This is a genomic window from Micromonospora sp. WMMD998 (assembly GCF_029581235.1).
GTDB lineage: Bacteria > Actinomycetota > Actinomycetes > Mycobacteriales > Micromonosporaceae > Micromonospora.
This window is the reverse complement of sequence record NZ_CP120740.1, coordinates 521,225-533,248: the sequence shown is the minus strand read 5'-3', so window position 1 is coordinate 533,248 and position 12,024 is coordinate 521,225. Positions and strand designations below refer to the sequence as shown.

11 protein-coding genes are annotated in these 12,024 nt (G+C 71.9%); 7 read left to right on the top strand and 4 right to left on the bottom strand.

The genetic code is table 11. From position 1 onward, the window contains the following. The first annotated feature begins 83 nt into the window (after window positions 1-83). Entirely contained in the window at window positions 84-536 is a 453-nt protein-coding gene (locus O7619_RS02530) for a MarR family transcriptional regulator (protein ID WP_282285421.1), read from the top strand. Window positions 537-648: 112 nt separating this feature from the next. Continuing rightward, complete coding sequence (locus tag O7619_RS02525; protein WP_282285420.1) at window positions 649-1,443, top strand: potassium channel family protein; 795 nt, start codon at window positions 649-651, stop codon at window positions 1,441-1,443. A 46-nt stretch (window positions 1,444-1,489) separates the two neighbouring features. Here the strand turns inward: O7619_RS02525 and O7619_RS02520 are convergent, their stop codons facing one another. The 4 genes from O7619_RS02520 to O7619_RS02505 all read right to left on the bottom strand — a co-directional run bounded on the left by O7619_RS02520 (window position 1,490) and on the right by O7619_RS02505 (window position 6,159). Next, entirely contained in the window at window positions 1,490-2,173 is a 684-nt protein-coding gene (locus O7619_RS02520; RefSeq protein WP_282285419.1) for a TrkA family potassium uptake protein, read from the bottom strand. Continuing rightward, window positions 2,166-3,527 carry a potassium transporter TrkG gene (locus O7619_RS02515; RefSeq protein WP_282285418.1) on the bottom strand — a complete coding sequence of 454 codons (1,362 nt, stop codon included), beginning with the start codon at window positions 3,525-3,527 and terminating at the stop codon, window positions 2,166-2,168. Before O7619_RS02515 ends, O7619_RS02520 begins: the two co-directional genes overlap by 8 nt. Before the next feature lie 155 nt (window positions 3,528-3,682). Then, entirely contained in the window at window positions 3,683-5,275 is a 1,593-nt protein-coding gene (locus tag O7619_RS02510; RefSeq protein ID WP_282285417.1) for a hypothetical protein, read from the bottom strand. Further along, a complete protein-coding gene (locus O7619_RS02505; RefSeq protein WP_282285416.1) occupies window positions 5,272-6,159 on the bottom strand; it encodes an ABC transporter ATP-binding protein in 888 nt (295 codons plus the stop codon). The genes O7619_RS02510 and O7619_RS02505 overlap by 4 nt, the downstream gene beginning before the upstream one ends. Before the next feature lie 203 nt (window positions 6,160-6,362). On the opposite strand from O7619_RS02505, the gene O7619_RS02500 reads away from it, so the two are divergent. The 5 genes from O7619_RS02500 (at window position 6,363) to O7619_RS02480 (ending at window position 11,974) form a co-directional block, all read left to right on the top strand. After that, entirely contained in the window at window positions 6,363-7,574 is a 1,212-nt protein-coding gene (locus tag O7619_RS02500) for a cation:proton antiporter (protein ID WP_282285415.1), read from the top strand. 98 nt (window positions 7,575-7,672) lie between these two features. Then, window positions 7,673-8,401 carry a DUF2470 domain-containing protein gene (locus tag O7619_RS02495; protein ID WP_282285414.1) on the top strand — a complete coding sequence of 243 codons (729 nt, stop codon included), beginning with the start codon at window positions 7,673-7,675 and terminating at the stop codon, window positions 8,399-8,401. Between the two features lie 715 nt (window positions 8,402-9,116). Beyond that, on the top strand, window positions 9,117-10,529 hold the full coding sequence (locus tag O7619_RS02490; RefSeq protein WP_282285413.1) for a histidine kinase: 1,413 nt from the start codon (window positions 9,117-9,119) through the stop codon (window positions 10,527-10,529). Beyond that, window positions 10,496-11,164: a response regulator transcription factor gene (locus tag O7619_RS02485; protein WP_282285412.1), complete on the top strand. Its 669-nt coding sequence runs from the start codon at window positions 10,496-10,498 to the stop codon at window positions 11,162-11,164. The genes O7619_RS02490 and O7619_RS02485 overlap by 34 nt, the downstream gene beginning before the upstream one ends. 135 nt (window positions 11,165-11,299) lie before the next feature. After that, the gene (locus tag O7619_RS02480) at window positions 11,300-11,974 is read left to right on the top strand and encodes a helix-turn-helix transcriptional regulator (RefSeq protein ID WP_282285411.1); all 675 of its coding nucleotides are present in this window, start codon (window positions 11,300-11,302) and stop codon (window positions 11,972-11,974) included. The last annotated feature ends 50 nt before the right edge of the window (window positions 11,975-12,024 follow it).

Below are 12,024 nucleotides of genomic sequence, written 5' to 3'. Positions count from 1 at the left end.
TCTTGAAGAGTATCCAACCTTCAGAGATTTCTGAAGACTGGAAGATGTTAGGCTTCCGGATGATCGAGTGCGGGAGGGCCCGGATGGCGTTGAGTGCTCCGGCGGAGAAGCTGGCGCTGACCCTCGCCGAGGGTGGCTTGCAGCGGATGACCGCCCGCGTGCTGGCGGCGTTGTTGTTCACCGAACACGAGACGATGACCGCCGGCGAGATCGCCGAGACGCTCACCATCAGCTCCGGCAGTGTGTCCACCGCCGTCAAGTCCCTGGCGAGCGTCGGCCTGATCGAGCGGGTGCCCGCCCCGGGGAGCCGCCGGGAGCACTTCCGGATCCGCGACGGCGCGTGGGCCACGCTCATGTCCGGCCAGAACGCGATGATCGGCAGCATGCGGGAGGCGGCCGAGGAGGGCATCACCGTGGCCGGCGAGGGCAGCCTCGCCGGTGCCCGCCTCGCCGAGATGCGCGACTTCTACGACTACCTCTGGCGCGAACTGCCGGCATTGATCGACAGGTGGCGTGCGGACCGGCGTGCTCGCTGAGTCGCCCCATGCCGACCAGGTGGATCTGACCGCTGGCTCACCTATCCTCGCCGGGGCGGGGGGACGATCATTGTCGCGGTGCGGGGGCCAGAATCGTGGGGCGGAGTCACATATGCAGCGTGAGGCAGGCGAGCGTACGGATCGGTCGGCTACGTGGGAGCGATACACCGCCGTCCCGTTGACGGTGATGTCGGTGGTCTTCCTGGGGGTGTACGCGGCACCGATCCTGCACACCGGGCTGCCGCAGGTGTGGCGGGACGCCTGCGCGGTGACATCCGTCGTCATCTGGCTGCTGTTCTGGGGCGACATGCTGGTGCGCCTGAAACTGGCGACCGACCGGCGCCGCTTCCTGCGCACCCACCTGTTCGACCTCGTCGTGCTGGTGCTCCCGATGCTCCGACCGTTGCGCGCCGTGCGGCTGATCATGGTGGTGCTGACGATCAGCCGGCGCACCGAGGTCTGGGCGAGGGGCCGTCTCGCCGTCTACGTCGCCACCACCACCGTGCTGCTCGTCCTGGTGTCCGCGCTGGCGGTACTGGACGCCGAGCGGTCCGGGTCCGACGCGAACATCGCGTCGTTCGGCGACGCCCTGTGGTGGGCGACGGTCACCATCACCACCGTCGGGTACGGCGACCACTACCCGGTCACCACGATGGGACGATTCGTCGCGCTCGGGCTGATGATCGGAGGGATCGGTCTGATCGGTTTCGTCACCGGTTCGCTGGCGACCTGGATCGTGGAGCGGGTCTCCGCGTCCTCCGAGCAGCCCAGCGCGGCGACGAGTGCGGATGTCGCGGCGCTGCGGGCGGAGATCGCGGCACTGCGCCAGCACATCGAGACGGCCGCGCCGAACGGGTTCGCGACGGAGCCGGAGGGGCGGGCGCCCGCACCGAGGACGTCACCGTGACCGCTCACCGTGGAGACCGGTCGCGGATGCCGGCGGCGGTGTCGCGTCAGTCGGCGGTGGCGAAGCGTTCGACGTTGTCGACGGTGCCGACGACGAGGATGAGGTCACCGTAGGCGAGGACGGTGTCGGGGGTGGCGTAGGTGAAGGCGCGCGGTTTGCCCCCGGGTGGAGCCGCCTGGGGTTTGACGGCGACGACGGTGACTCCCCACTTGCCGCGGACGCGGGACTCGCGCAGGGGCACGCCGACGATGTCGCGGGGTGGGGTGGTCTTGATGACGGCGAAGTCGGCGTCGACCTCGACGTAGTCGAGGATGCGTCCGGAGAGCAGGTGGGCGACACGTTCGCCCATGTCGTGTTCGGGTGCGACGACGTGGTGGGCGCCGACGCGGGTGAGGATGTTGCGGTGCTGGGCGCTGATGGCTTTGGCCCAGATGTCGGGGATGCCGAGTTCGGACAGCAGGCTGGTGGTGAGGATGCTGGCCTGGATGTCGGTGCCGATGGCCACCACGGCCTGGCGGAACTCGGCGACGCCGAGTTGCCGCAGGGCTTCGATGTCGGTGGAGTCGGCGGTGATGACGTGCGGCAACTGTCCGGCGAGGGCTTGGACGACCTTCGGGCGGTGGTCGATCCCGAGGACCTCGCTGCCCCGGTTGAGCAGTTCCAGGGCCAGTGCGGAGCCGAAGCGGCCCAGCCCGATCACGACGACGGGTTCGGTGCGCGTCTCAGCCAACGATCGTCCTTTCCTCGGGTAGTTCGAAGCGGCGGTTGCGGTCGCGCAGCGCCAGCGCGGATGCCAGGGTGAGCGGACCGACGCGGCCGGCGAACATCAGCACCACCAGGAGCAGGTCGGCCTGCGGCGGCAGGGAGGCGGTGATGCCGGTGGACAGGCCGACGGTGGCGAACGCGGACACCGCCTCGAACAGCACGACGTCGAGCCGGTACGGGGTGGTGGCCAGCAGCGCGAAGGTGGCGGTGACGACGGCGCCGACGCTGAGCAGGGCGACGGCGAGGGCTTGGCGCTGGTTGCTGGCGGGGATGCCCCGCCGGCCGACGTTGACGTGGAGTTCGCCGCGCATCTCCGACCAGAGGACGAAGGCGAGCAGCCCGAATGTGGTGACCTTGATACCGCCGGCGGTGCCGGCGCTGCCGCCGCCGATGAACATCAGCACGTCGCTGGCGAGCAGGCTCTCCGGCCGCATCGCGCCGATGTCGACGCTGTTGAAGCCGGCGGTGCGGGTCATGGTGGAGGCGAAGAACCCGGCCAGCAGCTTGTGCCACCCGCCGAGAGGGCCGAGGGTACGCGGGTTGGTGAACTCGGCGAGGGTGAGCACGACGGTGCCGAGGACGAGCAGCGCGCCGGTCAGGGCGAGGGTGAGGCGGGTCAGCACCGACCACAGCGCGGGGCGGCGCCAGCAGCGGAGCAGTTCGAACACGACGGGGAAGCCCAGCCCGCCCAGGATGACGGCGGCGGCGATCGGCAGGCAGATCCACGGGTCGGCGACGTAGCCGACGAGGCTGTCCGCGTGGGTGGAGAAGCCCGCGTTGTTGAACGCCGACACGGCGTGGAACACCCCGTCGTACACCGCCTCGCCGAACGGTTCGTCGTAGGCGGTGGCGAACCGGGCGGTCAACACCACCGCGACCACCGCTTCGCCGGCGAGACTGAACAGCACGATCCGGCGGACCACCGCGCGCACGTCGGTGAGGTCGAGGCTCTTCGTCTCGGCCTGGGCCAGGAACCGGGCCCGCAGGCCGAGCCGGCGGGACAGCAGCACGGTGAACAGCGTCGCCAGGGTCATGATCCCCAGCCCGCCGGCCTGGATGAGCAGCAGGATCACCGCCTGCCCGAAACCGGACCAGTAGCTGCCGGTGTCGACGGTGACCAGCCCGGTCACGCAGACCGCGGAGGTCGCGGTGAACAGCGCGTCCACCAGGCCGGTCCGCTCGCCGGAGCGGGTGGCCACCGGCAGGGACAGCAGGCCGGTGCCGACCACCACCGCCGTACCGAAGCCGACGGCGATCACCTGCGCGGGGTGCCGTAGCCGGCCGCTGCGTCGCTGCCACGCCGGTGCTCGACCGATCACGAGCCACCCACACCGAGACGGCTGCCATCCGCGGTGCGCGCTGGCAGCGTGGTCCGTTGGCCGGTCCGGGTCATGAGCCGCATGCTCTCACGAGCCTGGCCGGGCCGGGTGGGACGGTCACCGTCCCCGGCCGTCGCGTCCAGGCCGTGCGTCGCCTACGGCCGCAGGTCGCGTCGCCGGTAGGCGTACAGACCGGCCGTCACCGCCGCGACCGCCACCGCGCCCATGACGGCCAGCGCGGGCCAGTCGGGCGCCGTCCGGGGCACGGCCGCGAGATGGCGGTACGGCGACAGCGCGCTCACCCAACCCGGCGCGTGGATGCTGTCGGCGAGGACCATGAGGAGGAACCCACCGGCGGTCGGCACCATGCCCCACGCCACCACGCCGTGCGGTGCGCGGCCGTGGGCGAGGGCCGCGGCGGCGAGGCTGAGCAGCGCGACCGGTAGCGCGTTCCAGGTGCCGGCGAGTGCCGCCGGCAGCGGCAGGTTCGCGCCGACCAGGGCGGTGCCGAGCCACGTCGCCGCCGCGGCGACCGTGGTGAGGATCGCCGCGCCGGCCGCGGTGGTGAGGATCTCGGCGCCGAGCAGTCGGGTGCGGGTGACCGGTCCGGCGTGCAGCAGGGTCAGGCGTCCGCTGGTCTCGGCGGCGGCGAGCGCGGCGAGCCGGACGGCGGTGAACGCGCCGACCGGGACGGCGAGGAGGGCGAACAGTGTCGCGGCGTACCCGCGGACCGTGCCGAGGCCGCCGAAACCCGCCTGCGCTGCCAGGTCGGCGAAGCGGGGGTTGTCGGCGAGGAAGCCGGTCAGCGATTCGGCGAGCATGCCGATCAGCAGGAAGTAGGTGCCGACGGCGGCCGACCAACCGGCCAGCGGTCGCAGCAGCCGCCGGACGGCGAAGGCGTCCAGTGAGCGGAGCAGCCGCAGCCGGGGCGGCCGGCCGGCGGCGGGGGCGAGCAGCCCGTCGCGGGCGTCCCGTCGTCCGGCCAGGGCGAGCGCGGCGAGAGCCAGCGCGGTGGCGGTGAGCGCGGGCACGATCAGGGGTGCCCACCGGTCGTCCCGGTAGGGGTGGAGCAACGCCAGTGGGCCGTACGGAGGCAGCCAGCGCAGCCAGCCGAGGGCGGTGACGCCGTCGCCGACCATGCGGGCCATCAGCCCCACGCCGAGGAACGCCACCGCGGCCCCGGTCGCCCCCGATCGCGTCGGGAAGACCTGCGCGGCGAGGGCCGCCACCGCGACCGCCACCACGCCGGCCGACGTCAGACCGGCGGCGTGCACGACCGCCCCGCGGCCCGGGGTGCCGGCCGCGGTGAGCGCGGCGGCGAGCGTGACCCCGGTCAGGACCATCGCGGCCGTGAGCACCGCGAGATGCCGGCCGAGCAGCGCCGGCCGGCTGAGCCGGCCGGCGAGCAGGAGATCCCACCGACCGGCTTCCTCCTCGCCCCGGGTCACCCGGGTGGTGACGAGCGTCCCCCAGACCGACAGCAGCACGGCGAGGACGACGCCGGTGCGCCAGACCGTGAAACCGCCGGCCGTGTCGAGGGCGGCCGGCTCGCCGAACAGGGTGCGGATCGCGGGGTTGCCGGCCAGCGCGGCGAGGGCCTCCGCGCCGCCCCCCTCGGCGATCGTGCTGGCGTACGTGGCGACGACCAGCACCGACATGCCGACCGTCAGGGTGAGCACGATGAACGCCCCTCGGCGTACCTGCCGGACGGCGAGTCGGGTGACCGCCCGGCCAACGGTGGCGGTCATCGGGCCGACTCGCCGTAGTAGTCGAGGAAGATCTCCTCAAGGCTCGGTTCCCGGACCGTGAGCGCGGTGAGGTCAGCGGCGGCGAGGGCGCTCAGCGCCGGTGCCGGCGGCCCGGTCATGGTGAAGCGGAGCATCCTGCCGTCCTGGGCGACGATCTCGACACCGGCCACGTCGCGCAGCTCGGGTGCGGGGCCGGTGAAGCCGGCGGTCACCTCCGTACGGTGCAGGCGGCGCAACTCACCGACGGTGGCGACGTCGACGAGCCGGCCGGCACGCAGGATCGCCACCCGGTCGCAGACGGCCTCGACCTCGGCGAGTTGGTGCGAGCAGAGGAAGACCGTCTGCCCGTTGTCGCGCGCGACCGCGACGGCACGCCGGAACTGGAGTTCCATCAGGGGGTCCAGGCCACTCGTCGGCTCGTCGAGGACCAGCAGCGGCGCGCGGGTGGCGAACGCCGCGACCAGGGCGACCTTCTGCCGGTTGCCGGTGGAGTAGGCGCGGGCCGGCGTGGACAGGTCGAGGGCGAAGCGTTCCACCAACTCGTCGCGGTAGGCCCGGTCGACACCCGGCCCGGTGGCGGCGAGCAGCTCCAGGGTCTCCGCGCCGGTGAGCTGCGGCCAGAGCGCCACGTCGGCCGGCACGTACGCCAGCAGCCGGTGCGCCGCGGCGACGTCCGCCGCGTCGGCGTCGAAGATCCAGGCCCGCCCGGCGGTGGGCCGGGCCAGGCCGAGCAGCAGCCGGATCGTGGTGGACTTGCCGGCGCCGTTCGGGCCGAGGAACCCGAACACCTCACCCGCCGGCACGTCGAGGTCCAGCCGGTCGAGGGCCAGCAGGCTCCGGTAGCGTTTGGTCAGGTGTTGCGCGCGGATCGCGGGTGCGGCCACGGGTGCCTCCGGTCGACGACGTGTCACGACTGCCGACCAGGCTTCCCGGCGCACCGGCCATCACCGTACTCCGCCGTGTCACGCGCGGACAGAGCAGCGCGGCCGGTCGCGCCCGTCGCGCCGGGCGTTATGATCACCGGGATCCGTGGAGCGCCGGGAAGACTGGTCGGCACCGTGATCGTCCGCGCCCCGGAGGGATCCCCGTGCTGCTGCTGTGCTTCGCCGCCGTCCTGCTGGCCGCCGTGCTCGTGTCCGCGCTGGCCCACCGCACCATCCTGTCGACCGCGGCGCTGTTCCTGGTCGCCGGTTTCCTGCTCGGTGAGGACACCACCGGCGTGCTGCACCTGCGCGCCGACTCCCCGATCGTGGCGCAACTGGCCGAGTTGGCGCTGTTCGCGGTGCTGTTCACCGACGGAATGCGCGTCGGGTGGGCCGACCTGCGCTCGGCGTGGCGGTTGCCCGGGCGCGCACTGGGCTGGGGGCTGCCGCTGACCCTGCTCGTCACCGCCGTGCTGGCCCACTACGTCGCCGGCCTCGGCTGGCCGGAGGCGCTGCTGATCGGGGCGATCCTCGCCCCCACCGACCCGGTCTTCGCCGCCGCGCTGGTCGGCAACGACAAGGTGCCCGCCCGGCTGCGGCACCTGCTCAACGTCGAGTCCGGCGTCAACGACGGGCTCGCCCTGCCCTTCGTGGTCGTGCTGCTGGCCGTCGCGGCCGGCTCCGAGGACCTGCACCTGGGGGAGTTGGGCACCGAGCTGGCGGTGGGACTGCTGATCGGCGTGCTGGTGCCACTGGCCGCCATCGCGCTGGAGCGCACCCGCTGGTTCGCCGCGTCCGCGGCGTACGCGCCGCTCAACGGGGTGGCGATCGGGCTGCTGGTGTTGGCGCTGGGCAAGGTCACCCACGGCAACCTGTTCCTCGCCGCGTTCGCCGCCGGCATCACCGTGGCCACCTTCGGGCCGCGCGAGCGCGCCGCGTTCGAGCACTTCGGGGAGAACGTCGCCGAGCTGCTGAAACTCGCCGCGCTGCTGGTGTTCGGAGCGCTGATCTCGGTGGACTTCCTCGGGGAGATCTCCTGGGCCGGCTGGGTCTTCGCCGTCCTGGCCATCGTGGTGGCCCGACCGGTGGCGCTGTGGATCTCCTTCCTGCGCTCCGGACTGGGCCTGCGGGAGCAGGCCGCCGCGATGTGGTTCGGCCCGAAGGGCTTCGCCTCGGTCGTCTACGGGCTGCTGGTCCTCGAATCCGGCATCGCCGCCGGCGACGAGGTGTTCCACCTGGTGGCGTTGACCATCGTCATCTCGATCCTGGCGCACTCCTCCACCGACGTCGTGGTCGCGCGGGCGTTCGACGACTCCCGCGAGACGCCCGCCTGGCACGGGGTGCTGCGCCGGATCGGGCACGCCCGCCGGCGGTGACGCGGCGCGGAGCCGGGCTGGTTCGCGTCGACGACCGCTGTCCCATGGTCTAGCCTCCAGGTTAGGTAAGGCTAACCTTTATTGAGGAGGTCGGGAGCATGCGTCCCAGCCCGGCGGAGATCGTGCGTACCCTCGTCGCGGGCCGGCTGCCCGCCCTCGTCCACCTGGCCCGACACGCCGGGCCGCACCAGGTCCGACACGCCACCGACCCGGACGGCCGGGTGCTGCTGCTGGTGCCGATCGTCAGTGACCTCGCCGCCGCGCTGTCGCCGCCGGACGCCACCGACGTCGCCACCGTCCTCGACGTGCTCGACCTGCCGCCCGCCGCCGGCGCCCCCTCGCTCGGCCGGGCCTGGATCTCCGGCTGGGCGAAGCGGCTGGACGGGGACGAGGCGCGCCGGGCCGCGGTGGACTTCGCCGTCACCCAGCCGACCGGGGACCTGCTCGACGTGGGTCGCCGGTTCCGCCTGCACCGGTTCGAGGTGGCCGAGGCCCGGTGGGAACGCGCCGGCGGTGTTCGCCGCATCGACCCGGCGGCGTTCGCGGAGGCCGAGCCCGACCCGCTGCACGCGGTCGAGGCGGAGTTGTTGGCCGACCTCGCCGACCACCACGGCGAGCAGGTCGCCGGCCACCTGTGCCGACGGCTGAAGCTGCCGGTCGCCGAATCGCCACGGGTGGTCCGCATCGACAGGTACGGGCTGCTCGTCGCGTACGGGCGGCCCGGCGCGACCCGGCGGATCCGGGTCGCCTTCGAGCGGCCCGTCGCCGACGTCGCCGAACTGTCCCGGCTGCTGCATCCGATGGTCTGCGCGCGGGCGACCGCCTGATTCGGACGTCCAGGTCACCGTTCGGGCGCACCAGCCGAATCAGGTCGGGTGTATTGGGCTTCGGGCCGATGGCGTCGTGCGGGGATCACGTCAGTCGTACCTCTATTGTTCAGGACCCGGCGAGGAGCTGCCGGAGGTATACGCGAACCTGCTTCCTGGGCATGGACAACGATTATCCTGAATGCCGGAATGCGCGGACTCGCCCTCCCCTGGGTGGCTTTATCGGGCCTGGTGACCAACTGATTCCCGCCGCCCGTGCCGGCGGCCGGCCCGACCCGGTCGGCGATCGCAGACGCTTGCGCGGGATGGAATTCGATGCCGTATGGATGGAGTGGAGCGGATAAGGGGTTATGCCCGAACCGGTGACCCGAATGGGAGGATGAATTCCATCGAACTTGTGGGTGACATCGGTTGACGGCTCGGTGAGCTGTCCGGTTCGAGCGCTTGGGGCCGCTACGGCGGCTGTGGGTGAGTAAGGGCCGCTTCTGCGGAAACGCCTATGCAATTTATGGGCTCCCGATTAATCGACGATGCGATAGTATTGATGTCGATCGCGGAGACCCGATCCAAGCGGATTGATCATCTTCAGGGATCGCGTCGCGACCGTCGAGCGAACGTTCGTCGGTTTCGCCACCCTCCAGTGGTCGGCTCCCATCGGCTACCGACCGCGGAGGGACGATTGGTCCGGCTTCCGATGCCTGCCAGGGTCAGCCGAGTGGACGCGGGACCAGCGCTGCGGAGCGCGGCTGTCGCCATGCTGGTCTGTGTGATGCTGGGCGGAAGCCTGGTCGCCACGGTCCGGGTGATCCAGTCCGGTGACCCGGAGACCACGCTCTTCGTCGCGACCGCGCTGGCGCTCGTCTGTTCCTACGGCACCGCCGGGTTGATCCTGATCGGGTCGACCGCCAACCCGCTGACCGGCATGCTGTTCTTCGGCGTCGCGATGGTCTGGCTGGCCCGTAGCACCGGGCCGCTGCAGGGCGTGTCGGGCACCGGCATGGCCGCCGTCGCGCACTCGCTGGTCTGGACTCTCCTGGTGGTCATCCTGGTCACCCAGCCGCACGGCCGGACACTCACCCGGGCGGACCGCGTCCTGCTGGTGGCCGCGCTCGGCGGGTTGCCGCTGCTGGTCGTCGACAACCGTGCCGCGCCGGCCAGCGCGATCGACCCGTGCCTGGCCTGCCTGCCCGCGCCGGGCTGGGCCGCCGAGCCGTACCAGCCGGTGGCCGCGCGGCTGGTGGTCTCGGTGGTGGCGATCTGGCTCGCCGTCCACCTGATCCGGCGATGGCAGGGCGCGCAGCGGATCGTGGCGGTCCCGGGCATCCTCATCTGTCTGCAGGTGAGCGCCGCGGCGGTGGTGCCCGTGTTGACCACCCCGTCGCATGTGGCGTGGCTGGTGGGCAATGCCGCCGCCGTGGTGTTGCAGATCCTGATACCGCCGTTGATCCTGCTCGCCAACGCGCGTGGGTGGCAGGCCGACGCCGCGCTCTGGGAACGTCGGTACGAGCAGGAGGCGCGGAACGGCCGGCACCGGGCGCGCAGCGAGATCGAACGGGACCTGCACGACGGCGCGCAACTCCGGCTGATCAACGCGACGCTGCTGTTGCAGATGGCGCGCAAGACCATCCGGGACACGGCCGAGGCCGACGCCCACCTGGACACGGCGGTCACCGAGCTGACCATGGCGCTGACCGAGTTGCGGCTGCTGAGCCGAGGGCTGCGTCCCCCCGCCCTGGATCGGCGTGAGCTGCACGAGGCGCTGGCCGCGTTGACCGTCAACACGCCGGTGACGGTGCGGATCGAAGGGCGGCCTCGTCTGGTTCCCCGGGAGGTGGCGGAAGCCGCCTACTTCGTCGTGGCGGAGGCGTTGACCAACGCGGTTCGGCACGGTGGCGCCACGACGGTGGTGATCCGGATGCGCATGGAGGAGAACCGCCTGCACCTGGAGGTGTGCGACAACGGCTCCGGCTCGACCCGACCCCTTGACGACCAAGACAGCCTGAGCCACCTCAGCCGCCGCGTCGAGACGCTGGGTGGTCGGCTGGAACTGGATAGCCGACCCGGGGTCGGCACGACGCTACGGACGGTGATTCCGTGCGTATTGTCATCGCAGACGACGCGGTGCTGATCCGGGAGGGCTTGTCCGCCCTCCTCCGGCAGTCCGGGATGACCGTGCTCGCGGCGGTGAAGGACGCGCACGAGTTGCTGGACACGGTGGCCGCGCACCGTCCGGACGCGGCGATCGTCGACATCCGGATGCCACCGACCTACACCACCGAGGGCCTGGCCGTCGCCGAGCGGATCCGGCGGGACTACCCCGGCATCGCGGTGCTGGTCCTCTCCATGCACATCGAGACGGAGTACGCGCTGGCGATCGTCAACTCCGGCGAGGGAGGCGTCGGATACCTGCTCAAGGAGCGCATCCTCGACGTCGAGCAGGTGGTCACCGCCTTACGGGAGCTGACGAACGGCGGCGCGGTCATCGATCCGGCCCTGGTCGAGGAGTTGATGGCCCGACACCGCACCGGCGGCCGGATCGACCGCCTGACCGTCCGGGAGCAGGAGGTGCTGGCACTGATGGCGCAGGGGCTCACCAACCGGGCGATCGCCGACCGCCTGCGTCTGAGCAGCAAGACCATCGAGTCATACGTGACAAGCATCCTGGAGCGGCTGCAGATCGACGCGGCGGAGGGCGTGCACCGGCGGGTGCGGGCGGTGTTGATGTACCTCCGGTCCAACAGTTCCGCCGGCTGGGGGGCGTAGGGCGGTCGAGCGGGTGGAAATCCGACTCCCGGGCCAGGGATTCCCCGGTACCCGCGCCGTTCGCCGATCGCTACGTTTCAATCACTGTCCGCGTCGCACGCGCAGGGGCGCGTGCGACGGCAACTCGGGGGAGAGATGACGCAGAACGGAGCCATGGGGTTCGAACCGACAGCCACCGGGGCCGAGGGTGCGGGGTGGCGGTTGGCGACGCGGGTGATCAGGGCCGCGCGCGACGAGGTGCTCGCGCTGATTCCGGCCAACTGTGCGCTGATGTCCGAACCGGACCCGGTCCGGACCTCGCCGATCCGGGTCGGATGGTCGGGGGCCGCCCAGGTGCGCGCGGTCGTGGCCGGGGAGACCCTGCTGGACCGGGGGGCCCGGCTGAAGGCCCTGCTGGGCGTCCGGGCCGACGTGCGGAGCGGCAAGCACTCACCGACCCTGATGGTCGTGCTGGACCGCAATCTGGCGATCGTGTCGCGGGGTGGGGCCGCGGCACCGCTGGCGGTTCGCTCGCCCACCGCGGTGCAGGCGCTGGTGACGATCTTCCAGCATCACTGGTCCGAAGCTCGGGCGGACGAGCACGACCTGCACGGCAGGCTCAACCCGTTGCAGCGTGACGTGCTGCGGCGGTTGGCCGGCGGGGCCACCGACGACGTGGTCGCGCGGGCGCTGGCGGTGTCCACCCGCACCGTGCAACGGCAGGTCACGCAGATCATGCAGATGCTGGGTGCCCGGAGCCGGCTCGAGCTCGGCATCAAGCTGGCCGCGCACGGGCTCTACGAGCGGCCCCCGCTACCACAGGCGGTCTGAGAAAGAGTCGAAGGTGGCGGCGCCGGGGGGCGTCGCCACCTTCGTGTTTC